Annotated in this window: 18 protein-coding genes; 10 read left to right on the top strand and 8 right to left on the bottom strand. The window is 67.9% G+C overall.

All coding sequences use genetic code 11. The features are described 5' to 3' along the window. Window positions 1-84 precede the first annotated feature (84 nt). Both cydB and QLQ15_RS05270 read right to left on the bottom strand, forming a co-directional pair. Window positions 85-1,098 (bottom strand): cytochrome d ubiquinol oxidase subunit II, encoded by a 1,014-nt coding sequence (gene cydB / locus QLQ15_RS05275; protein WP_283211791.1) that lies wholly within the window; start codon window positions 1,096-1,098, stop codon window positions 85-87. Beyond that, the gene (locus QLQ15_RS05270) at window positions 1,098-2,501 is read right to left on the bottom strand and encodes a cytochrome ubiquinol oxidase subunit I (protein WP_283211790.1); all 1,404 of its coding nucleotides are present in this window, start codon (window positions 2,499-2,501) and stop codon (window positions 1,098-1,100) included. Before QLQ15_RS05270 ends, cydB begins: the two co-directional genes overlap by 1 nt. A 275-nt stretch (window positions 2,502-2,776) precedes the next feature. Here QLQ15_RS05270 and QLQ15_RS05265 point away from each other — a divergent pair, with 275 nt between their 5' ends. Continuing rightward, window positions 2,777-5,137, top strand: coding sequence for an alpha/beta hydrolase family protein (locus QLQ15_RS05265; RefSeq protein WP_283211789.1), 2,361 nt, complete (start codon window positions 2,777-2,779; stop codon window positions 5,135-5,137). A 162-nt stretch (window positions 5,138-5,299) separates the two neighbouring features. On the opposite strand, the gene QLQ15_RS05260 is transcribed toward QLQ15_RS05265, so the two are convergent. Both QLQ15_RS05260 and QLQ15_RS05255 read right to left on the bottom strand, forming a co-directional pair. After that, a complete protein-coding gene (locus QLQ15_RS05260; protein ID WP_283211788.1) occupies window positions 5,300-6,193 on the bottom strand; it encodes a DUF2950 domain-containing protein in 894 nt (297 codons plus the stop codon). A 21-nt stretch (window positions 6,194-6,214) separates the two neighbouring features. Beyond that, on the bottom strand, window positions 6,215-7,864 hold the full coding sequence (locus QLQ15_RS05255) for a DUF3300 domain-containing protein (protein ID WP_283211787.1): 1,650 nt from the start codon (window positions 7,862-7,864) through the stop codon (window positions 6,215-6,217). Window positions 7,865-7,956: 92 nt separating this feature from the next. Between QLQ15_RS05255 and hemF the strand changes: the two genes are divergently transcribed. Further along, window positions 7,957-8,880: an oxygen-dependent coproporphyrinogen oxidase gene (hemF, locus tag QLQ15_RS05250; RefSeq protein WP_283211786.1), complete on the top strand. Its 924-nt coding sequence runs from the start codon at window positions 7,957-7,959 to the stop codon at window positions 8,878-8,880. 6 nt (window positions 8,881-8,886) lie between these two features. Here the strand turns inward: hemF and QLQ15_RS05245 are convergent, their stop codons facing one another. Then, window positions 8,887-9,378, bottom strand: coding sequence for a DUF421 domain-containing protein (locus tag QLQ15_RS05245; RefSeq protein WP_283211785.1), 492 nt, complete (start codon window positions 9,376-9,378; stop codon window positions 8,887-8,889). Window positions 9,379-9,890: 512 nt separating this feature from the next. Continuing rightward, window positions 9,891-12,683 carry a DNA polymerase I gene (polA, locus tag QLQ15_RS05240; RefSeq protein WP_283211784.1) on the bottom strand — a complete coding sequence of 931 codons (2,793 nt, stop codon included), beginning with the start codon at window positions 12,681-12,683 and terminating at the stop codon, window positions 9,891-9,893. Window positions 12,684-12,790: 107 nt separating this feature from the next. On the opposite strand from polA, the gene QLQ15_RS05235 reads away from it, so the two are divergent. The 4 genes from QLQ15_RS05235 (at window position 12,791) to QLQ15_RS05220 (ending at window position 15,021) form a co-directional block, all read left to right on the top strand. After that, complete coding sequence (locus QLQ15_RS05235) at window positions 12,791-13,081, top strand: DUF2782 domain-containing protein (RefSeq protein WP_283211783.1); 291 nt, start codon at window positions 12,791-12,793, stop codon at window positions 13,079-13,081. A gap of 93 nt (window positions 13,082-13,174) precedes the next feature. Next, window positions 13,175-13,918 (top strand): methylated-DNA--[protein]-cysteine S-methyltransferase, encoded by a 744-nt coding sequence (locus QLQ15_RS05230; RefSeq protein WP_283211782.1) that lies wholly within the window; start codon window positions 13,175-13,177, stop codon window positions 13,916-13,918. Continuing rightward, window positions 13,915-14,649, top strand: a complete 735-nt coding sequence (locus tag QLQ15_RS05225) for a 2OG-Fe(II) oxygenase (RefSeq protein WP_283211781.1) — start codon at window positions 13,915-13,917, stop codon at window positions 14,647-14,649. The genes QLQ15_RS05230 and QLQ15_RS05225 overlap by 4 nt, the downstream gene beginning before the upstream one ends. 162 nt (window positions 14,650-14,811) lie before the next feature. Next, entirely contained in the window at window positions 14,812-15,021 is a 210-nt protein-coding gene (locus tag QLQ15_RS05220) for a hypothetical protein (protein ID WP_283211780.1), read from the top strand. A gap of 2 nt (window positions 15,022-15,023) precedes the next feature. Here QLQ15_RS05220 and uvrD read toward each other — a convergent pair whose 3' ends face one another. Continuing rightward, window positions 15,024-17,210: a DNA helicase II gene (uvrD, locus tag QLQ15_RS05215; RefSeq protein WP_283211779.1), complete on the bottom strand. Its 2,187-nt coding sequence runs from the start codon at window positions 17,208-17,210 to the stop codon at window positions 15,024-15,026. 69 nt (window positions 17,211-17,279) lie between these two features. Here uvrD and QLQ15_RS05210 point away from each other — a divergent pair, with 69 nt between their 5' ends. Further along, window positions 17,280-18,236, top strand: coding sequence for a M61 family metallopeptidase (locus tag QLQ15_RS05210; RefSeq protein ID WP_283211778.1), 957 nt, complete (start codon window positions 17,280-17,282; stop codon window positions 18,234-18,236). 9 nt (window positions 18,237-18,245) lie between these two features. Here QLQ15_RS05210 and QLQ15_RS05205 read toward each other — a convergent pair whose 3' ends face one another. After that, entirely contained in the window at window positions 18,246-18,806 is a 561-nt protein-coding gene (locus QLQ15_RS05205) for a TIGR00645 family protein (protein ID WP_283211777.1), read from the bottom strand. A gap of 168 nt (window positions 18,807-18,974) precedes the next feature. On the opposite strand from QLQ15_RS05205, the gene QLQ15_RS05200 reads away from it, so the two are divergent. The 3 genes from QLQ15_RS05200 (at window position 18,975) to QLQ15_RS05190 (ending at window position 23,920) form a co-directional block, all read left to right on the top strand. Further along, window positions 18,975-19,670: a glutathione S-transferase N-terminal domain-containing protein gene (locus QLQ15_RS05200; protein ID WP_283211776.1), complete on the top strand. Its 696-nt coding sequence runs from the start codon at window positions 18,975-18,977 to the stop codon at window positions 19,668-19,670. Between the two features lie 41 nt (window positions 19,671-19,711). Continuing rightward, complete coding sequence (locus tag QLQ15_RS05195; RefSeq protein ID WP_283213937.1) at window positions 19,712-21,931, top strand: S9 family peptidase; 2,220 nt, start codon at window positions 19,712-19,714, stop codon at window positions 21,929-21,931. A gap of 177 nt (window positions 21,932-22,108) precedes the next feature. Then, window positions 22,109-23,920, top strand: a complete 1,812-nt coding sequence (locus tag QLQ15_RS05190) for a DUF885 domain-containing protein (RefSeq protein ID WP_283213936.1) — start codon at window positions 22,109-22,111, stop codon at window positions 23,918-23,920. Window positions 23,921-24,064: the final 144 nt, after the last annotated feature.

Below are 24,064 nucleotides of genomic sequence, written 5' to 3'. Positions count from 1 at the left end.
ACGTGCGGATTCGGCAACGGATATTCCGCTTCCGTAAAGCCCCGGCGTGAAGGCGGGCCGGCGCCTGAAGCGCCGGCGCTGCCCTCAGTGATATCCCGCGTCGGCGCCGACCTTGCCCTTGAACACGTTGTAGGACCAGTACGTGTAGCCCAGGATCGCCGGCAGCAGGATCACCAGGCCGACCAGCACGAAGCCCTGCGAGGACGGCGGAGAGGCGGCATCCCAGATGGTCAGGCCCGGCGGAACGATGTTTGGCCAGATGCCCAGCACCAGTCCGGCGAAACCCAGCCCGAAGAAGCACAGCGTCAGCAGGAACGGGGCGGCATCGCGGCCGCGTCGCATCGCCGCGCGCCACAGTGCGAAGGCGTTGAACAACGCCAGCAGCGGCACCGGTGCCAGCCACCAGAAGTTCGAGCCCTCGAACCAGCGCGCCATGATCCGCGAGTCCAGGAACGGCAGCCATGCGCTCACCAGCCCCATGAACGCCACCACCACCAGTACCAGCGGACGCGTCAGTCCGCGCGCGACGTCCTGCATGCGCCCCTCGGTCTTGAGGATGAGCCACGTCGAACCCAGCAGCGCGTAACCGAACACCACCGCCACGCCGGTCAGCATCGAGAACGGACTGAACCAGCCAAAGGCACCGGCCATGTACTTGCCGTCCTGCAGCGGCATGCCTTCCACCAGCGACCCCAGGATCACGCCCTGCGCGAACGCCGCGAACATCGAGCCCAGCGCGAACGCCGCGCCCCACGCCGGCTTGGCACGGTTCGCCTTGAAGCGGAATTCGAACGCCACACCCCGGAACACCAGCGCGATCAGCATCAGCAGCACGGGCAGGTACAGCGCCGACAGCACCACCGCATATGCCTTGGGAAACGCCGCGAGCAGGCCTGCGCCACCCAGCACCAGCCAGGTTTCGTTGCCGTCCCAGATTGGCGCAGCGGTGTTCATCATCAGGTCGAGCTGGTGCTCGTCCTCGGCGAAGGGCGCCAGGATGCCCAGGCCGAGCACGAAACCGTCGAGCACGACATACATCAGCACGCCGAAGCCGATCACGCCGAACCAGATCACCGGCAGCACGGTGGCCATGTCCATCACGCGCCCTCCTCGAGGTTGTCGCCCGCGGCGGACAGCGGACGCGCCGGCGTCTTGTCGCCGCCCGCGGTGTGCTGTGGCGGTTCGTGCGGCAACGGCCCCTTCTTCACCAGTCGACTGAGGTACCAGATGCCCGCGCCGAACACGATGGCGTACACCACCGCGTACACGATCAGCGAGGTCATCACGCTGGCGGCGGCGAGGATGGGACTGACCGCATCGGCGGTACGCAGCAGTCCGTAGATCACGTACGGCTGGCGGCCGATCTCGACCACGTACCAGCCGGCCAGGATGCACACGAAGCCCGACAGCATCATCGCGCGCCATCCGTGCAGCGCCACGCGCGAGGCATACAGGCCGTCGCGCCAGTACTGGAACAGCGACCACAGCGTCAGCAGCAGCATCAACGAGCCCAGGCCGACCATCACGCGGAACGCGTAGAACACCGGCTTCACCGGTGGACGCTCGCTGGCCGGTACCGACTTCAGCGGCGGAATCTCGCCATCGATGGTGTGCGTGAGGATCACGCTGCCGGCGCGCGGAATGGCGATCTCCAGATCGTTGCGTTCGGCCTTCTCGTTGGGCACCGCGAACAGCACCAGCGGTACGCCCTCGCCCTTGGGCAGATGCTCCCAGTGGCCTTCCATCGCGGCGACCTTGATGGGCTGGTGCTTCAGCGTGACCAGCCCGTGCTGGTCGCCCACCACCACCTGCAGCGGCACGGTGATCGCGGCGAACAGCACCGCGGCCTTCAGCATGCGTCTGCCCGCCTCCACGTGCACGCCGCGCAGCAGGTACGACGCGCCCACGCCGCCGATCACGAAGCACGTCGTGATGAACGCCGCCAGCACCATGTGCAGCAAACGCAACGGGAAGGACGGATTGAAAACGATGTCCCACCAGCTGTCGGGATGGAACACGCCATCGACGAGGGTGTAGCCCGTCGGCGTCTGCATCCAGCTGTTGGCCGAGATGATCCAGAACGTGGAGATCAACGTGCCCAGCGCGACCATGCATGTCGCCAGGAAGTGCAGCTTCTCGCTCACGCGCCCCCAGCCGAAGAGCATCACGCCGAGGAACGTCGCCTCCAGGAAGAACGCGGTGAGCACTTCGTAGCTGAGCAGCGGACCGAGGATGTTGCCGGCCTGCTCGCTGAGCGTGGCCCAGTTCGTGCCGAACTGGAAACTCATGACGATGCCCGACACCACACCCATGCCGAAGGACACGGCGAAGATCTTGGTCCAGAAGAAGAACAGATCCCGCCAGAGCGTGTCGCGGGTGCGCAGCCACCGCCATTCGACGAAGGCCAGCCAGCTCGCCAGGCCGATGGTGAATGCGGGGAAGAGGATGTGGAACGAGATCACGAATCCGAACTGGATCCGCGACAACAGCAGGGCATCCACGGTTTCGAACTCCGTCGCCGACTTCGCTGAGTCGATATTGTGCGCCGCGTCACGTGAAGTAGGAAGCCTGCCCATGACGCATGGCCCGATCGGGCAAACCCGTCGGCTGGTACGCTGCGGAAGTTTGCCGGGGAAGGCGAACGGGGAAAGCGCAGGGAACGTCGCCCATCGCGGCCGCATCCGGCCGGCGAGGGGCGTCCTTCGACGCGCGCCCCGTTGCCGCTCCCCGCTGCTGTCCCGTCATCCACCGTCCTTCGCCGTACCGAACACAGACCATGCGCCTGACACCCATCGCCCTCGTCCTTCTCGCCACCGCATTCGGCCCAGCGCATGCGCAGACGCCGATCACGCTCACCCAGACCATGGCCGATCCCGACTGGATCGGGCAGCCGGTGGAACAGGCCTGGTGGGCCTGGGACGGTCAGCATGTGCAGTACCAGCAGCGCCGCGAAGGCGCGACGATCCGCGACACGTGGCAGGTGCCGGTCGCCGGCGGCAGTGCGGTGAAGCTCGACGGCGCGGCGCGAGCCGACCTCGACGGCGCCCGCCTGGTGCTCGACGCCTCGCGCCAGCGCGCCGCGTTCGTACGCAACGGCGACGTGTTCGTGCGCGACCTGCGCAGCGGCACGCTGACGCAGGTCACGCGCAGCAATGAGGACGAAGCGCTGCCGCAGTGGAGCAGCGATGGCCGCCTCGTGTTCCGTCGCGGCAACGACTGGTTCCAGTGGCGTACCGGCCAGGGCGTCAGCGAAGCGGCGATCCTCAAGGCAGAGAAGGACCCGGCCACGCCGCCGAAGGCCGACGACCTGCGCACGCGCCAGCTGGCGACCATCACCACGCTGCAGACCGACAAGGACCTGCGCGACGCCGCGCGTCGCCAGAACGAGGAATGGCGCAAGGGCGATCCGAGCCGCGCGCCCGCGCCGATCTACCTGGGCGACGACGTCGCCGTTGCCGACAGCGCGCTGTCGCCGGACGGCAGGTGGCTGGTCGTCGTCACGACCGCGAAGGGCGCCGATGCCGGCAAGGCCGGCAAGATGCCCAAGTACGTGACCGAATCGGGCTTCGAGGAATTCGAGGACGTGCGCACGCGCGTCGGTCGCAACGATCCGGTGCCGCATACGCTGTGGCTGGTCGACGTGAATGCCGGCAAGGCGACGGAGCTGAAGTTCGACACGCTGCCGGGCATCGCCAACGACCCGCTCGCGGCGATGCGCAAGGCCGCGAAGAAAGATCCGCTGAAGGGCAACCGCCCGGTGCGCGTCGAGACCGACGGCGACGGCACCGGCCCGGCGATCCACTGGAGCGACGACAGCCGCCAGGTCGCGCTGCTGGTGCGCGCCGTGGACAACAAGGACCGTTGGATCGCCAGCGTCGACCTCGCCGGTGCGAAGCTGGTCGCGCGCGACCGCCTCACCGACAACGCGTGGATCAACTGGGGCTTCAACGACTTCGGCTGGACGCGCGACGGTGCGCTGTGGTTCCTCTCCGAGCGCTCGGGCTTCTCGCACCTCTACCTCAACGAAGGCGGCAAGTCGCGCGCGCTCACGTCGGGCAAGTGGGAAGTCTCCGCGCCCACGCTCTCGGCCGACGGCAACTCGTTCTTCTTCACCTGCAACCGCAAGTGGCCGGGCGACTACGAAGTCTGCGCCGTGCCGCGCAGCGGCGGCGATGTGCGCGAAGTGACCTCGCTGGACGGCGTGGAGGACTTCTCGCTCTCGCCCGATGGCAGCAAGGTACTGGTGCGTCATTCGGCCAGCTACATGCCGCCGCAGATTTCGGTGGTGAGCGCCAACGGTGGCGCGGCGACGCAGCTGACCGACACGCGCAAGCCGGAGTTCAAGGGCCGTGAGTGGATCCAGCCCGAGTACGTGCAGGTGCCCAGCAAGCACGGCGCCGGCGTGGTGTGGGGCAAGTTCTACGGCCCGAAGAATTACGAGGCCGGAAGGAAGTACCCGATCGTGATGTTCGTGCACGGCGCGGGCTATCTGCAGAACGTGTCCGAGCGTTACCCGAGCTACTTCCGTGAGCAGATGTTCCACAACCTGCTGGTGCAGCAGGGTTATGTCGTGCTCGACCTGGATTACCGCGCATCCGAAGGCTACGGCCGCGACTGGCGCACCGCGATCTACCGCCAGATGGGTCATCCGGAACTCGAGGATTACCTGGACGGCCTGGACTGGCTGGTCGCCAACAAGCAGGGCGACCAGGCGCACGCCGGCATCTACGGCGGTTCGTACGGCGGCTTCATGACGTTCATGGCGCTGTTCCGCGCGCCGGGCACGTTCAAGTCCGGCGCCGCGCTGCGTCCGGTGGCCGACTGGTCGCAGTACAACCACGAGTACACCAGCAACATCCTCAACACGCCCGAGCTCGACCCGGAGGCCTACCAGGTCTCCTCGCCGATCAACTTCGCCGACAAGCTGCAGGACAACCTGCTGATCGCGCACGGCATGATCGACGACAACGTGTTCTTCCGCGATTCGGTGATGCTGAGCCAGCGCCTGATCGAACTGCGCAAGGACAAGTGGGAGATCGCGCCGTACCCGATGGAGCGCCACAGCTTCACGCGTTCGGACAGCTGGTACGACGAGTACCGCCGCATCTACGAGCTGTTCGAGCGGACGCTGAAGTAGGCCTTGCGTTTCCCTCTCCCCTTGCGGGAGAGGGACCGACGGCCGAAGGCCGTCAGGGAGAGGGCAGTGACGTCACCCCACCCCACCCCTATTCCACGGCCGCTTCGCGGCCTTTCCCTCTCCCGCAAGGGGAGAGGGGTGCGTCAGTGGAGAGGCGTGTAGTCACGGCGGCGTCGCCGCCGTCGCATCCGCTTTCGCGTCGCTCCAGCTGCTGTCCGGATCGAATCCCTTCATCGCCTTCGCCTGCGCTTCGCCGGTCGGGCCCAGGTCTTTCTCGAAGACCTCGCCGTCGGGGCCGATCATGAACGTCATCACGCCGGTGTCGCTGTACTTCGCTGGCCACGCCACCAGCGCGAAGCCGCGCGTCATGCGATTGCCGATGCGGTAGTCGTACGCACCGCCCGGTGCCGACGGCCCCTGCGCCGTCAGGATGCGGTAGCGGTAGCCCAGATAGTCGCCCTTGGGCAGGTCGTCGCCGAACAGCGGGCCCAGCGGACTCACATCGCTGCTGTCGTCGTCGGGCCAGTACAGGCCATCGTGCTCGCCGTCGCTGCTGAGGATGCGCTGCGCGTACTCGAGCACACCGTCGCCGTTGTGGTCGTTCTCGGCGTAGTCGAGCTGCGCATCGCGATACGCCTGCACCGCCTGCAGAACCGCCAGTTCGTTGCGGCCGATGCGACGCACGCGCATCTCTTCGCCACCGGCCTTGGGATCGAAGCGCCAGCCGGCCTTGTCCTGTTTCAGCGGAATCGGCAGCGTCCACCCGCCGTCGCCCACCGCAACCTGCGCCTGCGCGCCCTTGGCGAGGATGCGGTGCGACTGCTTCCACTGCGCCAGGTAAGCATCGATGTCCTCCTGGTCGATGCCTTCGGTGGGGATGTAGTCGCGCCAGTTCGCGCCCAGCACTTTCTTCAGCGCGGGCTGGTCACGGCTCTGTACCGCGGCGGTGAACGCATCGGCCGCGGCTTCGGCGCTGGGATAGGCGTCCTGCGCGAAGGCGGATGCCGCGGGCAGCGCAAGGCACAGAGCGAACATGAGCAGGGTGGGACGCTTCATCGGAGGCTCCTCGTCATCGTCTCAGCCACGGCGCCGTGCGCCGCCACCGCCGCCGCGCTGCGGCGCGGAGCGTTGCACCTGGTGTCCGCCGCCGCGCGACGACTGCGGGCGCTGCGAGCTCTGCCGGCTCGCGTGCCCACGGTTGGACTGCGCGCGCGCCTGCTGCGGATGGCTTGCGCCGGCAAAGGCATTGTTGCGCGAGGCTTCGTGCGCACGCGGCTGCGGGCGCTGTTGATGCTGGCGCGGCGTGTCGATCTGCGAACGTGGCTGCGCGCGCGCCTGCTGGTGCTGGGAGCGCGCCTGCTCGCGCCGCTGCGTGTTCGCCTGCGAGGTGCGCGGGCCTTCACGATGCTGTCCCGCCTGCCCCTGGCGCGTGCGCGCATCGGCGACATTGCGTGCATGGTCGCGCTGGCCGCCGCCCTGCGTGCGCTGCTGCGCGACATCGCGCGCGCGATCGCGCGACGCCTGATCGCGGGTACCGGCCTGTCCGGCGCGCCCGTCGAGCCCGCCCGGCCGTTCGCCCGCTTCGCGACGCGCCTCGCGTGCGCGGTCCTGCGCCTGGCGGTTGCTCGCGGCGGGCCCTTCGAAGCCGCGCTTCTGCATTTCCTGGCGCGCGCGCTCACGGTTGGCGTCGTGCGCGGCGTCGTTGCCGCGGAACGCCTGGCGGTTCTCCGCTCCCGGCATGCGCTGCTGGCCGAACTGCTCGCGGCTTCGCGCATCGCGGTACGGCACGTTGCCGCGGTAATTCCCGTCATGCCGCCACGTGTTGCGGCTGGCATCGATCTGGCGGTTCGTGTTGATGTTGTTGTAGCGGTTGACGTCGATGTCGACGTCGCCACCGCCCCAGTCCCAATCGCCCCACAGCGCGTCGGCGACGGCCACACCCGTGCCGAACGCGAGACCCGTCATGAGCGCGCTGCCCGGATACCACATCGGCGCGGGCGGGTAGTACGCGGGCGGATACGACGGATACGGCCATGCGCCGTAGACCGTCGTCGGGTTGTAACTGGGTACGTAGACCACTTCCGGATTGGTCGGCTGGATCTGGATGATCGTCTCGCTGCTCGCCGGCGGTGGAGGTGGCGGCGCGCCGCCATCCGTCGACGCCGGTGCCGGTGCGGGCGCGGCCTGCGCAGGCACCATGCTGACCGTCTGCTGCGGCGAGGACTGCAGGTTGCCGGCGGCCTGAGCGGCGCGACGCAGTCGCTGCACCGCATCCATGACCTCGCTCGGCTGCGCAAGGAATGCATCGCCCAGACGCTGTACCCAACCCGGATCCTGACCGAGCGTGGACAGCACCTGCGGGAAGGCGACCAGCGACTGCACGCTGGGATCCCACGGCTGGTCTGCGACCTGCTTCACTGCCGCGTCGCCCTTCGCATCGGGATGCGCCTTCGCCCACGTCACCGCGTCGGCGACGTTGCCCGGATACGTCGCCGCCATCAGCACCTGCGTGAGCAGCGAGTCCGGATACAGCGCGATCGGCGCGACCATCTGGTCGAGCTCTTCCTGGTTGAACACCTTCTGCGCCTGCTCCGCCGGCTGCGCGGGCGCGGTGGCCGGCACGGTCGCGGGCGGCTTGGCCGGCGCGGCAGGTTCCGCCGATTCGCGCGAGCACCCGGCCACGACGAACAGGATCGACACGACACCGCAAAGACGAAGCGTGCGCATGGCCTCTCTCCATTGCCCGCGGTGGCCGACGCGACGGCTCCTGAACGGGCGGCGGGTATCATGCGCGCCATCCCCGCCAAGTTCCTGTGAACATGACCGAACCCGCCCCCGGCTTCGACGACGTCCGCGCCTATCTCACGGGTCTGCAGGACCGCATCTGCGGCGCGATCGAGGCCGCCGATGGCGTCGCGCGCTTCCGCGAGGACTTGTGGCAGCGTGCCGAAGGCGGCGGCGGGCGCACGCGCGTACTTCGCGACGGCGCGGTGTTCGAACAGGCGGGCATCGGGTTCTCCGATGTATCGGGCACGAAACTACCGCCGTCGGCGACCGCGGCCCGGCCGGAGCTGGCCGGCGCATCATGGCGCGCGGTGGGCGTGTCCCTGGTGTTCCATCCGCGCAATCCGCACGTACCGACCACGCACGCCAACGTGCGTCATTTCCGCGCGATCCGCGATGGCGAAACCGTGGCGTGGTGGTTCGGCGGTGGCTTCGATCTCACGCCGTTCTATCCGGTCGACGAAGACGTGCTGCACTGGCACCGCACCGCACGCGCGTTGTGCGAACCGTTCGGCGGCCAAGAGCGCTACGAGAAGCACAAGCACTGGTGCGACGAATACTTCTTCCTCAAGCACCGCAACGAGACGCGCGGCGTCGGCGGGCTGTTCTTCGACGATCTGCACGAGGACGCAACGAAGGATTTCGACTACCTGCGTGCCGTCGGCGATGGTTTCCTGGATGCCTACCTGCCCATCGTCGAACGCCGCAAGGATGCCCCCTACGGCGATCGCGAGCGTCAGTTCCAGTTGTACCGGCGCGGCCGCTACGTGGAGTTCAACCTGGTGTTCGACCGCGGCACGCTGTTCGGTCTTCAATCGGGCGGACGCACGGAATCGATCCTGATGAGCCTGCCCCCGCTGGTGCGCTGGGAATACGGCTACGCGCCCGAAGACGGCAGCGACGAGGCACGCCTGGCCGACCATCTGCGCCCGCGCGACTGGCTCACCGAACTGGGCTGAGCGCGATCACACGCCTTCGTCTCCGCCCTTGGGCGGATCGCGCAGGAGGATGGTGATGTGGCCGTTGGTTTCCAGCAGCGCCAGGTGGATGCGATCGACCTCGCTGCAACCGGCCTCGCGCATGGACTTGGCGAAGTCGTCGCGACTGACGAGCTCGCGACGCAGCACGTCGCGGTAGATGTGCCCGTTGCGCGCGAGCACCACCGGCGCCCCTTCGAGCAGTCGCTCGGCCTTGTGACTGCGCGCGGTCAGGAAACCCACGGTCCAGTTCAGCACCATCAGCGTCGCCGCCAGCAGCAGCCCGCCGGTCATCGAGGTGTCCTTGCCGAGCAGCGCGTTCTGCACCGCGTTGCCCAGCAGCACGATCAGCAGCATGTCGAACGCCGTGAACTGCCCCATCGTGCGTTTGCCCGACAACCGGATCATCGCCAGCAGCACCACGTAGACCACCACCGCGCGCAGCATGAACTCCCACCACGGCATCGACATCTCGAACATGGCGCTTCCCGGTGTGTTGGAGGAGAGATTCTGCGCGATGCGGTCGCGGTCGCGTTGAAGCTCGCCGCGTCGTGGGCAACCCAACTGCAACCTCACCGGAGGCCATAGCCCCCTTGGTAAGGGGGCGGGCGGCAGCCGGGGGATCGGGGGCGCATAGTGGGGCCCGAAGTTTCGCGACGCGAAACTTTGGGTTTTTATTGCCTGCGTAAAAAACGCAGGCAATAAAAAGCCCCGCAGGCAGGGGGGGCCGGCGGGGCTGGGGAGCGGGGCCTGGGGAGGGGCCTTCGCTCCGGGATCACTCCAGGGGAGGGAGAGATCGGCGACAGGCGTTGCACCTGTCGCGACCTATATGACCATTCCCCACATGGATGGTTCGTGAAGATCCCCGTTAACAATTTGTTGGATTCAGTTCGGATTCATTCCGAGAAACCGTTTTCCCCCGGGATTCCCGTTCAGATTTGAATCGCGAACCCACGGTCCGGCCCCGGTCCGAGGGGACTCCCGACGAACGGTCAGTGGGCCTCGTCCCAGTTTGCGCCCACTCCAGCGTCCACCACCAGCGGAACCCTCAGGCCGGCGGCGGCGGACATGCGCTCGCGGGCCCCGTCCACCAGGGTATCCACGAACCCTGTCTCCACCTCGAACACCAGTTCGTCGTGCACCTGCAGGACCATCAGCGCCCGGTCGGCATGGTCGGCCAGCCAGGCGTCGATCGAGATCATCGCCCGCTTGATGATATCGGCCGCCGTACCCTGCATGGGCGCATTGATCGCGGCACGTTCGGCGCCGGCGCGCAGGCCGGCGTTTCGGGCGTGGATGTTGTCCAGGTACAGGCGCCGACCGAACACCGTCTCGACGTAGCCCTGCTCGCGCGCCTGCTGGCGCGTTCGCTCCATGAAATCGCGCACGCCAGGGTAGCGGCTGAAGTACAGCCCGATGTAGTCCTGCGCCTCGCCGCGCGCAATGCCCAGCTGCCGCGCCAGGCCGAACGCGCCCATGCCGTACATCAGTCCGAAGTTGATCGCCTTGGCGGCGCGGCGTTCGTTGCCGCTGACCTCGTCCATCGACTTGCCGAACACTTCCGCCGCGGTCGCGCGGTGGATGTCGGCGCCCGACTCGAACGCGCGCAGCAGGCCCGGGTCCTGCGACAGGTGCGCCATGATGCGCAGCTCGATCTGCGAGTAGTCGCACGCAACGATGCGGCGCCCTTCCGGCGCCACGAACGCCTGCCGGATGCGGCGACCGTCGTCGGTGCGGATGGGGATGTTCTGCAGGTTCGGATCGCTGGAGGCCAGGCGCCCGGTGGCCGCACCTGCCTGGTGGTAACTGGTGTGCACGCGCCCCGTGTCGCGGTTGACCATCTCCGGCAGCTTGTCGGTGTAGGTGCTGCGCAGCTTGGCCAGGCCGCGGTACTCGAGGATCACGCGCGGCAGTTCGTGGTGTTCGGCGATGGCTTCCAGCGCTTCTTCGTTGGTCGATGGCGCGCCGGAGGGCGTCTTCACCAGCGCCGGCAGCTTGAGTTCGTCGAACAGCAACTGGCCCAGCTGCTTGGGCGAATCCAGGTTGAAGGTGCGGCCCGCCAGCTCGGTCGCCTTCTGCTGCGCGGCCAGCATGCGCTTGCCCAGGTCGGCCGACTGGCGACGCAGCTCGTCCGCGTCCACGCGCACGCCGTTGGCTTCGATGCGCTCGAGCACCGGGACCAGCGGCATTTCGATCTCGCGGTACACGTGCGACAGCCCGGGCACGGCTTCCACTTTCGGCGACAGCACGCGATGCAGGCGCAGGGTGATGTCGGCGTCCTCGGCCGCGTAACGCGTGGCGTCCTCGATCGAGACCTGCGAGAACGGAATCGACTTGGCGCCCTTGCCGGCCACGTCCTCGTAGCGGACGGTGTCGTAGCCCAGGTAGCGCTTGGCCAGCGAGTCCATGTCGTGGCGCGTCGCGGTGGCGTTGTACACGAAGCTTTCCAGCATCGTGTCGTCGGCGTAGTTGCGCACTTCGATGCCATTGCGACGCAGCACATGCAGGTCGTACTTGCCGTGATGCCCCGCCTTCCTGCGCGCAGGATCGGCGAACAGCGGCGCCAGCGCCGCGAGCACTTCCGTGCGGTCCAGCTGCTTCGGCGCGCCCGGATAGTCGTGCGCGAGCGGCAGGTATGCTGCGTGCCCCTCCTCGACCGCGAAGCTCAGTCCGACCAGGCTGGCCTGCATGGGATCGAGCGAATCGGTTTCGGTGTCGAACGCGAATTCCCCTGAATCGCGCAGCCGCGCGAGCCATGCGTCGAACTGTTCCAGCGTCAGGACCGTCTCGTACTGGCCCTTCGCCGACAGCGACGGATCGACCGCCTCGGCCGGCGCACCGGTGCGGGCGTGGCCGGCCGCAGTGTTGCGCAGACCAGTGGGGCTGTTGGCGTGATCCTCGACCACCGCGCCCGGGCCTTCGAGCTCGCGCAGTGCCTGCTTGAAGCCATACCGCGCGTACAGACCGCGCAGGTCGTCGACGTGACGTTCGCGCAGCACCAGCGCCGTGGGCTCGCGGTCCAGCTCGACATCGGTCTTGATGGTCGTCAGCGTGCGGTTGAGCGGCAGCCGCGGCAGTGCGGCGCGCAGGTTCTCGCCGATCTTGCCCTTGATGTCGTCCGCATGCGCGATGACGTTCTCAAGCGTGCCGTACTCGGCCAGCCACTTCGCCGCGGTTTTTGGGCCGCACTTCTCCACGCCGGGAATGTTGTCGACGCTGTCGCCCATCAGCGACAGGAGATCGACGATCTGGTCCGCGCGCACGCCGAACTTGTCCATCACGCTGGCGTCCGAATCCAGACGGCTGCCGCTCATCGTGTTCACCAGCACGATGCCGGGGCGCACCAGCTGGGCGAAATCCTTGTCGCCGGTGGAGATGGTGACGTCGATGCCGTCCTTGGCCGCGTTCACCGCCAGCGTGCCGATGACGTCGTCGGCCTCCACGCCGTCCACGCGCAGGATGGTGATGCCCAGCGCTTCCACGATCTCGCACATCGGCAGCACCTGCGCGCGCAGGTCGTCGGGCATCGCGGCGCGGTTGGCCTTGTACTCCGGATAGAGGTCGTCGCGGAAGGTCTTGCCGGGGGCGTCCACCACGAAGGCCACGAATTCCGGCTGCTCCTTCAGCGTCGCGCGCAGCATGTTCACCACGCCGAAGAGCGCACCGGTGGGTTCGCCGGCGTCGTTGGTCAGGGGCGGCAGCGCGTGGAAGGCGCGGTAGAGGTAACTGGAGCCGTCGATCAGGACGAGGCGGCGCGGTGCGTTGGGCGTGTCGGAGGTCGGCATGACGGGATTCTACGCTGCCGTTCCGCGCCGGCCGTCACCCGCCCACGCGTGCCGGACGCGTATGCTGTCCGCAGGATTCCCCTCAAACCTTCGGCCTGGAGACCGCCATGCGTCCGCTGATGACCGCCCTGCTTCCGATGTTCCTGGCCGGCTGCGCGACGATGGACAACGGCGATCCAACGGCCGGACTGACCAACCCCGAAGTACGTTCGCACACGGTCAGCGGCGGGGACACCATCGATGAGTACTACGTGGCCGGCCAGCTGCGCGTGGTCAAGATCACGCCGGCGCGCGGGCCCGTGTACTACCTCGTCGACAAGGATGCCGACGGCATCCTGGACAGCTCCAAGGGCGAGGGTCCGATCACGCCGGTGCAGTACAAGCTGCTGACCTGGTGACGCGCGCGGCGCCGCATACGCGCCGCACGATCCGGATATCGACGGCGCATTCGCGCGCCTAGAGTCGATCGCGTTCCCCACGGAGCGAACGCGATGAACCGCTGGTCCGATACCCCCACCGAAACCGATCCGCGCTGGGCCGACGTGCAGGCGCGCAATGCCGCCGCGGATGGACGCTTCGTCTATTCCGTCGCCACCACCGGTGTCTACTGCCGGCCTTCGTGCGCCTCACGCAGGCCCCTGTTACGGAACGTATGCTTCCACGCGTCGCCGGCACAGGCCGAGTGTGCAGGCTTCCGTGCCTGCCTGCGTTGCCGGCCTGACCACTTCGCCAACGGGCCGAGCCTGCGCTTCGCCATCGGCGACAGCTCGCTCGGGCGCGTACTGGTGGCCGAAGGCGATGCCGGGATCCGCGCGATCCTGTTTGGCGACGACGACGGACGCCTGGCGCAGGCGCTGCAGCAAAGCGCACGCGAATCGCGCCTGGCCATCGATACGGGTGGCGTGCACGAGACATTGGCCGAAGTGATCGATTGCATTGAATCGCCGCACCGGTGCCTGACCCGCCCATTGGACCTGCGCGGCACGCCGTTCCAGCGCGAGGTCTGGGAGCACCTGCGCACGATTCCGCCGGGCCAGACCGTCAGCTATGGCGCGCTCGCCCGTGCGCTGGGACGTCCCGGTCGTGCGCGTGCGGTCGCGGCCGCCTGCGCGGCCAACGTGCTTGCCGTCGCGGTGCCGTGCCACCGCGTGATCGCCGGCGGCGGCGCGTTGTCCGGCTATCGGTGGGGCGTGGCGCGCAAGCGCGAACTGCTGGCACGCGAGGCCCGCGGATGAACGCGGTATTGCGATCGTCACTGGAAGCGCTCGCGCAACGCATTGCTTGGATCGACTGGCTCGGTGTCGCGCGCGATCTGGATGCGCACGGCTGCGCGCAGCTTCCCGGCCTGCTGGATCCGGAGGAATGCCGGGCGCTGGCGGCGCTCTACGATCAGCGCGACGGATTCCGCAGTCGCGTGGTGATGGCGCGCCACGGGTTCGGCCGCGGCGAGTACCGGTACTTCGATCACCCCCTGCCTGCTCCCGTGGCGCTGCTGCGCTCGTGCGTCTACCCGCACCTGGCGCCCATCGCCGACCGCTGGAATGCCGCGATGGGCATCGCCACGCGCCATCCCGACACGCATGCCGGGTTCATCGCGCGTTGCCACGAGGCGGGCCAGACGCGGCCAACGCCGCTGCTGCTGCGCTACGACGCCGGCGACTACAACTGCCTGCACCAGGACCTGTACGGAGAACACGTGTTTCCGCTGCAGATGGCGGTGCTGTTGTCGCAACCGGGGCGCGATTTCGAGGGAGGCGAATTCGTTCTGACCGAACAGCGGCCGCGCATGCAGTCCCGCGCGGAAGTCGTACCGCTGCGCCAGGGCGATGCCGTCGTGTTCGCAGTGCACCATCGGCCCGTGCAGGGTACGCGCGGTGTGTACCGCGTGAACCTGCGCCACGGTGTCAGCCGAATTCGTTCAGGTCGACGTCACACTTTGGGGGTGGTCTTTCACGACGCGCTGTAAGCGCGCTTCGTAGCCTCGTGACTCCGCTCGGGGATCGGCGATGCGGCGCTCAAGTCCACATGCGCCTTGCCGTTATAGAAACGCCGCGCCGTCCGCGAGTGCCACCATCGTGACGAAAGAGGAAACGGAGTGTCCGGTCGAGAAAGACGCAAACCCGCGCCCATGCGCGATACCGCCGAATTGCGCAAAGGACTTACCGACGCACAGCGGCGGACGCTGGAGGAACTCGAGCATTTCCAGTGGACACTCGAGTTCGTGAGACGACCGATGTTCCAGGACCCCGTGCCGGTGCTGTACGACCGCGCGCGCAAGCGCTGCGTCGCATTGCTACCCGACGGCACGCTGGACGAGGCACCTCGCCTGCGCGAATAGGCTCAGGCGGGCTGGAGGTTGGCGTAGGCCAACACCAGCCATTTGCTGCCGGCGTCGTCGAAGTTCACCTGCACGCGCGCATGCGCGCCGCTGCCTTCGTAGTCGGTCACCGTGCCCAGTCCGAACGAGGCATGGCGGACCTGCGATCCCAGCCGCACCGCCGGTGCTTCGATCGCCGCATGGCCACGGTCGAGCGTGCGTCGTTGCACACCGCCACTGTAGGGACGCGATACCTGCACCTTCGGCCGGACTTCGTGCAGCAGCGCGGCGGGAATCTCGCGCAGGAAGCGTGAGGGCACGCCGTACATGTCGGCGCCGTGGATGCGGCGCGTCTCGGCGTAACTGAGTATCAGCTTCTGGCGCGCCCGCGTGATGCCGACGTAGGCCAGGCGACGTTCCTCCTCCAGCCGCCCGGATTCTTCGGTCGAGCGCCCACTGGGGAACACGCCCTCCTCCATGCCGCCGAGGAACACCAGCGGAAACTCCAGTCCCTTGGCGCTGTGCAGCGTCATCAGCTGCACGCCTTCCTCGCCCGACTGGACCTGCCCCTCGCCCGCTTCCAGCGCGGCGTAGCTGAGGAAGGCGACCAGTTCGGGCATCGCCGCTGCGTCTTCCTCGTCGGTGCGGTTGAAGCGCGACGCCACCGAGACGAGTTCGTCCAGGTTGTCCACGCGCGAATCCAGCTGTCCGCGCGATTCGTTGAAGTAGTGGTCGCGCAGGCCGGAACGGATCAGCGCGTGGTCGATCTTCTCCGGCAGCGTCATCGAAGCCACTTCGTTGTCGACGTCGTCGATCAGCGCGAGGAAGCCGGCCACGGCATTGCGCGAACGCGCTGCCAGGCCGTTCTCGCCGACCACGCGTCGCGCGGCTTCCCACAGGGAGACGCCATCGGCCCGCGCGCGACGACGCACCTCATCCAGCGTGCGCTCGCCGATGCCGCGCGTCGGCGTGTTGACCGCACGCTCGAAGGCCGCGTCGTCCAGGCGCGAGGCGATCAGGCGCAGATAGGCCAGCGTGTCCTTGATTTCCGCGCGCTCGAAGAAGCGCAGCCCGCCGTACACGCGGTACGGCACCTGCTCGGCCAGCAACGCCTCTTCGAAGGCGCGCGATTGCGCGTTGCTGCGATAGAGCACGGCGACCTCGCCGTAGCTGCCGCCATCGCGCACCCACGCTCGCAGGCGTTCCACGACGAAGCGCGCCTCGTCCATTTCGTTGTAGGCGGCATACAGGTCGATCGGCTCGCCCGTGCCGCTGTCGGTCCACAGGTTCTTGCCCAGCCGGTCCGGGTTGTGCGCGATGACCGCGTTGGCTGCTTCCAGGATGTTGGCGCTGGAACGGTAGTTCTGTTCCAGACGGATGGTGCGCGTGTCCGGGAAATCCTTGAGGAAGCGCTGCATGTTTTCGACCTTGGCGCCGCGCCAGCCGTAGATCGACTGGTCGTCATCGCCGACGACGAACACGTGGCCAGTGTCGCCGGCCAGCACGCGCACGAAGGCGTACTGGATGGCGTTGGTGTCCTGGAACTCGTCGACCAGGATTTCGCGGAAACGGTGGCGGTAATGCGCCAGCAGCGCCGGGTTGTCGCGCAGCAGCTCGTGCGCGCGCAACAGCAGTTCGGCGAAATCCACCAGACCGGCGCGTTCGCAGCGCTCCTGGTAGGCCTCGTACGACTTGAGCATCACGTCGGCCCAGGGGTCGTTGCTGCCGGACTGGATGTTGTGCGGCCGTCGGCCCTCGTCCTTTTGCGCGTTGATCCACCACGCGATCTGGCGCGGCGGAAAGCGCGCCTCGTCCAGCTCCAGCGACTGCACGACGCGCTTGACCAGACGCAGTTGGTCGTCCGAATCGAGGACCTGGAAACCCTCCGGCAGCTTCGCCTCCTGCCAGTGCAGGCGCAGCAGGCGGTGGGCCAGGCCGTGGAAGGTGCCGATCCACATGCCGCGCGCGCCGTGGCGCAGCTGACCGTCCACGCGTGCGCGCATCTCGCCGGCGGCCTTGTTGGTGAAGGTCACCGCGAGGATGCCGTGGGTGGGCACGCCGTGGACCTCGTTCAGCCAGGCGATGCGGTGCGTAAGCACGCGCGTCTTGCCGGAGCCGGCGCCAGCGAGGACGAGGTAATGACCGGGCGGGGCGCTGACGGCCTCGCGCTGCGCTGGATTCAGCGCGTCGAGCAGGTGGGAGACATCCATGCGGTTATTGTAGCGGCGACCGTCTCAGGACCTGCTCCGGACCGCGGCGAGGCTTCGGGCTGAATGCGCATGATCGCGACGAGGTGCCGATGGCTGTGTGGCGCGCTGCTCGCGGCGGCGATGGCGTCCGCGTGGGCGCAGGAGGTCCCGGACGCGGAGCGCGTCCTGCGGGCCGGCGACAGCGAGCTGCGTGTGAGCGTGGTCGAGGTGGACGACCCGCAGCGCCGGAAAGACCTGCAGGACTGGCTGGCCGACGTGGCGCGGGCGACGCTGACGGCGTTTGGCCGCTATCCCCTGCCCAGCGCGCGCGTGCGGATCATGCAGATCGACAGCGACGACGAAAGCCCGGTGCCCTGGGGCCAGACGCGACGACGCGGCGACGCGGCGGTGCTGCTGTACGTGCGCCGGGACGCGAGCGTGGAGGAACTGCGCGCCGACTGGACCGCGGTCCACGAGCTCTCGCACCTGTTCCATCCCTACCTGGGCGACGACGGCCGCTGGCTCGCCGAAGGGCTGGCCAGCTACTACCAGAACGTGCTGCGCGCCCGCGCGGGAATGCTCACGCCCGAGCAGGCCTGGCGCCTGCTGGATGCCGGTTTTGGTCGCGGACGCCGCGAGGACAGCGGCGTGCCGCTGACCGAGCTGGCGCGCCGCCACCGCGGCACGATGCGCGTGTACTGGGCCGGCGCGGCGTTCTGGCTGGAAGCCGACATCGCCCTGCGTCGCGACCACGACACCAGCCTGGACGAGGTGCTCGCGCGGTATTCGGCCTGCTGCCTGCGCGGCGTGGGCGAGGTGCCGCCGCGAACCTTCCTGGCATCGCTGGACGAACTCTCGCGCAGCCGGGTGTTCTCCACCCTGTACGAACGCTACGCCGATTCCCGCACGTTCCCGCCGCTGGATGCGGCATACCGCGCGCTGGCGATCGACACCGCGGACGGCGCGCTCGAGTTCGAGGACGGGCGACCGGCCGCGCTGCGCCGGTCGATCATGGCGCGGGGACCGGGTCGGCCCGCCGCGCCCTGAGCGTGCGCCTCAGTGACCGTTCTTGTGCGGCTTGGCCGAAGCCAGTGCCATGACGCGGTCGGTGTAGGCGATGCCGATGGCCGACAGGATGAACACGCAGTGGATGATCGTCTGCCACATCACGCCGTCGGTGGTGTACGTGGCGCCCGGCGCGCCCAGGTTGCCGATGGCGATGAACGTCTTGAGCAGGTGGATCGAGGAGATGCCGATGATCGCCATCGCCAGTTTCACCTTCAGCACGCTGGCGTTGACGTGGCTCAGCCACTCCGGCTGGTCCGGATGGCCCTCCAGGCGCAGGCGCGAGACGAAGGTCTCGTAACCGCCGACGATCACCATCACCAGCAGGTTGGAGATCATCACCACGTCGATCAGGCCCAGCACCATCAGCATGATCTGCTGCTCGGTCCATTCCGTGGCGTGCATCATCAGGTGCCAGAGCTCCTTGATGAACAGCACCACGTACACGCCCTGGGCGGCGATCAGGCCCAGGTACAGGGGCAACTGCAGCCAGCGCGAAGAAAAAATCAGGGCAGGCAGCGGATTCAGCGGGGTCTGGCGGGTCTCGGACATGCGAAAAGGGCTCGGAGCCGAAAAGGGCGGGCTAGGGTAGCGGCGCGTGCATGACCGCGCCAAGGCAGGCCGGGTTTCGTCCCGGAAATCTGCGTTGCGGTGCGCGCCCGCGACGGCACGGGACCTGCCCTTACACTGGGCGCCCCCACACCCGCCGGAGTTCCACCCATGATCGACCTGCACTACTGGCCAACGCCCAACGGCCACAAGATCACGATCTTCCTCGAGGAAGCGGGGCTGGAATACGCGATCCATCCGGTCGACATCGGTGCGGGTGACCAGTTCAAGCCGGAATACCTCGCGATTTCCCCCAACAACAAGATGCCCGCGATCGTCGACCGCGCGCCTGACGATGGCGGCGCGCCGATCAGCGTGTTCGAGTCGGGCGCCATCCTGGCGTATCTGGCCAATAAGACCGGCCGCTTCGTGCCGGCCGACACGCGCGGCCGCACCGAAGTCAGCCAATGGCTGCACTGGCAGATGGGTGGACTGGGCCCGATGACGGGTCAGTACGGCCACTTCCACGTGTACGCGCCGGAAGACCTTCCCTACGCCAAGGACCGCTACCAGCGCGAGGCGCTGCGCCTGCTGGGCGTGCTCGACCGGCGCCTGGAAGGCCGCGAGTTCATCGCCGCGGAAATATTCTCCATCGCCGACATGGCCGCGCATCCCTGGATCAATCCCTATACCAAGGCACCGCTGGACCTGACACCCTTCGCCAACCTGCGCCGCTGGCACGAGTCCATCGCGCAACGCCCGGCCGTCAAGCGCGCGTATGCCATCGCCGAGAAGTACGGCAAGCGCGAGATGACGCCGGAAATGCACAAGATCCTCTTCGGAACGCCACCCAACACCACTGCATGAAAAACACCACCGTCCGCGGTTTCGCCGCCTGTCTGCTCGCCATGTCGATCGCCACCGTTCCCGCCCTCGCGCAGAAACCCGCGCCGGCCGATGCACCGCTCAAGCTGACGCTCGAAGCGCTGGCCGGCGACGCGCCGCTGTCCGGCCCCAGCCTGATGAAGGCGAAGGTCGCGCCCGACGGCGGCCGCGTCACCTTCCTGCGCGGCAAGGACACCAACAAGAACGGCCTGGACCTGTGGGCCTACGACATCGCCACCGGACGGACCGCGAAGCTGGTGGACGCCGACGACATCCTGCCGGGCGACGAAGTGCTCAGCGATGCCGAGAAGGCACGCCGCGAACGTCAGCGCATCGCCGCGCTCAGCGGCATCGTCGACTACCAGTGGGCGCCGGACGGCCGCTCGCTGCTGTTCCCGCTGGGCGGTGAGCTGTACCTGTACGACCTGTCGAAGACCGGCAAGGCCGCGGTGCGCAAGCTGACCAACGGCGAAGGCTTCGCGACCGATCCGAAGATCTCGCCCAAGGGCGGTTTCGTCAGCTTCGTGCGCGATCGCAACCTGTGGGCGATCGACCTGGCCAGTGGCCGGCAGGTCCAGCTGACCCGCGACGGCAGTGCGACGATCGGAAACGGTGTCGCCGAGTTCGTCGCCGACGAGGAAATGGACCGCCACACCGGTTACTGGTGGGCGCCGGACGATTCGGCCATCGCCTTCGCGCGCATCGACGAAACGCCGGTTCCGGTGCAGAAGCGCTACGAGGTCTACCCGGACCGCACGGAAGTCGTCGAGCAGCGCTATCCGGCGGCCGGCGACCGCAACGTGCTGGTGAAGCTGGGCGTGATCGCACCGAAGGCGGATGCCACGCCGACGTGGGTCGACCTGGGCAAGGACCCGGACATCTACCTCGCCCGCGTGGACTGGCGCGACCCGCAGCGCCTGACCTTCCAGCGCCAGTCGCGCGACCAGCACCGTCTGGAGCTGGTCGAAGCCACGCTCGCCAACGGTCGCCAGCGCGTGCTGCAGACGGAGACCAGCACCACCTGGGTGCCGTTGCACAACGACCTGCGCTTCCTCCAGGACGGCCGCATCCTGTGGAACAGCGAACGCAGCGGCTACGAGCACCTGTACGTGCTGTCCGAGGACGGCGCGAAGGCCACGGCGCTGACGTCCGGCACATGGCCGGTGGACGGCGTGCTCGCGGTCGATGAAGCGGCCGGCCAGGTCTATTTCGCCGCCGGCAAGGATTCGCCGCTGGACACGCAGGTGTACCGCGTTCCGCTCGCGGGCGGCGCGATCGAACGCCTGTCCAAGGCCGATGGCACGCACAGCGCCAGCTTCGCGAAGAACGCCAGCGTCTACGTCGACAACTGGTCCAGCCCGACCACGCCGCCGCAGCTGGAACTGTTCCGCAACGACGGCACGCGCATCGCCGCGCTGCTGGAGAACTCGCTGTCCGATCCGCAGCATCCGTACGCGAAGTTCGCCGGTGCGCAGCGTCCGATCGAGTTCGGCACGCTGAAGGCCGCAGACGGCGCGACCACGCTGCATTACAGCGTGCTCAAGCCGGCGGACTTCGACGCGAAGAAGCGTTATCCGGTGGTGGTGATGGTGTACGGCGGCCCGGCTTCGCAGACCGTCAAGCGTGCGTGGGCGCCGGACTTCAACCAGTACCTGGCCCAGCACGGCTACGTCGTGTTCTCCATCGACAACCGCGGCACGCCGCGCCGCGGCGCGGCCTTCGGCGGCGCGCTGTATGGAAAGCAGGGCACGGTGGAAGTGGCCGACCAGCTCAAGGGCGTGGAGTGGCTGAAGTCGCAGCCGTGGGTCGATGGCAAGCGCATCGGCGTGTACGGCTGGTCGAACGGCGGCTACATGACGCTGATGCTGCTGGCCAAGGCCTCCGACCAGTACACCTGCGGCGTCGCCGGCGCACCGGTCACCGACTGGGGCCTGTACGACACGCACTACACCGAGCGCTACATGGGCCTGCCGAAGGCAAATGTCGAGGGCTACCGTGAAGCACGCGTGCTGGAGCACATCGACGGCCTGAAGTCGAAGCTTCTGCTGATCCACGGCATGGCCGACGACAACGTGTTGTTCACCAATTCCACCGCGCTGATGAGCGCGCTTCAGAAGCGTGGCCAGCCGTTCGAACTGATGACCTATCCCGGCGCGAAGCACGGCCTCAAGGGCGCGGACAACCTGCACCGCCTGCGCCTGACCGAAGACTTCTTCAACCGTTGCCTGCAACCGACGCCGTAAGCTCGAACCGCACCAACGATCCGAACCTCGCCCCGGGTGTGCGAAAGCGCGCCCGGGGCTTGTTTTTCAGGTCGACCGCATCGGCGATGCCGCATCGGTCCAGTGACCTTCGGGGCATGGTGCAGCGCTCTCCAAGCCGTCATGCTCGCCGGCACACCCACCCCGCGCCGAGCCATGATCAAGCCGCTGACCCTCGCCATCGCCATCGCCCTCACCCTCGTCGCGGGCGCGCCCGTGTTGGCCCAGACCGGCAAGGCCGCCAAGCCCACCGCCGCCGCGCCCAGGCCTTCGCCGGCGTGGGTGACGCAGAGCAACGAGTACGCACAGATCCTGCTGAAGGCGCAGGCCGAGTTCGCGCCCGAGCAGATGTCGTTCTTCGGCGTGCCCGGTTACGACGACCGCGTCGCCGACCTCAAGCCCGACGTGTCCGCGCGCTTCCGCGCCGCCACGGCGAAGGCGCGCGACCAGCTCAAGGCCAAGCTCGCCACCGAGCGCGACCCGAACGTGCGCCAGGATCTGGAAATCATGATCCGCGCCGCCGACGAGAACATCCACACCAGCGAGCTCAACGAACGCCTGACGCTGCCGTGGACCGACGTGCCGCAGACGGTCTTCAGCGGCCTGCAGGGCCTGCTGTCCGACCAGACGCCGCCGGAGCGTCGCGCGCGTGCGCTGGAGCGCCTGAAGAACTACGTCGGCCAGGGCAAGGAAACCACGCCGATCACCGAGCTGGCCAAGGCCCGCTACAGCGAACGCGCCGGCGACAAGGCGCTGCTGCGTCCGACGAAGCTGGAGGTCGAGCAGGCGCTGGGCAACGTCGACACCTACATCGACGGCATCCGCAAGCTGTTCGCCAAGTACAAGGTCGAAGGCGCCGATGCTGCACTCGCGGCGATGGAAACGCAGCTGAAGGACTACGGCAACTGGGCGCGCACCACGGTGCTGCCGGAAGCCCGTACCGACACGAAGCTGCCGGCCGAGCTGTATGCCAACCAGCTCAAGCAGTTCGGCATCGACATCGATCCGCAGTTGCTGATCCGTCGCGCGCAGGTGGAGTTCATGGAGACGCGCGCGGCGATGCGCCAGCTGGCGCCGCTGGTGGCGAAGGAACGCGGCCTGAAGGTCGACGACCCGACCGACTACGTCGCGGTGATCCAGGCGCTCAAGCGCGACAACATGCCCAACGACCAGCTCGAGGCGCGCTATCGCACGGTCATCGACGCGATCGATCCGATCATCCGCAAGGAGCGCATCGTCGACGTGCCGAACCGCCCGATGGTGATGCGCCTGGGCAGCGAAGCCGAATCGGCCGCGCAGCCCGCGCCGCATTTCCTGCCGGCGCCGCTGATCGGCAACACCGGACAGCAGGGCCAGTTCGTGCTGCCGGTGTCGGTGCCCACGACGGAGGGCAAGGCGCTGGCCTACGACGACTTCAACTTCGACGCGGTGCGCTGGACGCTGTCGGCGCACGAAGGCCGTCCGGGCCACGAGTTGCAGTTCACCGCGATGGTCGAGCGCGGCATCTCGCTGGCACGCACGATGTTCGCGTTCAACTCGGTCAACGTCGAAGGCTGGGCGCTGTACGCCGAAGCCGAGATGGTTCCGTACGAGCCGCTCGACGGACAGCTGATCGCGCTGCAGTTCCGCCTGATGCGTGCGGCGCGCGCGATGCTCGACCCGATGCTCAACCTGGGCATGATCGACCGCGAGGAAGCCGGTCGCATCCTGCGCGAGAAGGTCGGTCTGTCGGAGGCCATGACCAAGCAGGAGCTGGACCGCTACACGTTCAACTCGCCGGGCCAGGCGGGCAGCTATTTCTACGGCTACAGCCGCATCCTCGAGTTGCGCATGGAGACCGAACTGGCGCTGGGCGACAAGTTCGACCGCCTCGCGTTCAACAACTTCCTGCTCGACCAGGGCCTGCTGCCGCCGGACCTGCTGGCCAAGGCGGTACGCGAGGTGTTCATTCCCGCCCAGCGCAAGCGCTGAGCCTGAATGGCGGCGTTCACGCACCGTGAACGCCGCACCGGCCCTGAACAACGCCCCCGGACCCGGGCTCCGCCAGGCTGCGGCGGCAGGCGCTGGCTATACTTCGACGTATGTCGAATGAGAGTCCTGCGTGACGTCCACGCT

This window comes from Lysobacter stagni (assembly GCF_030053425.1).
In the GTDB taxonomy this organism is placed as follows: Bacteria; Pseudomonadota; Gammaproteobacteria; order Xanthomonadales; family Xanthomonadaceae; genus Lysobacter_J; species Lysobacter_J stagni.
Note: the sequence above shows the minus strand (reverse complement) of the source record. Positions and strands in the feature narration are given on the sequence as shown.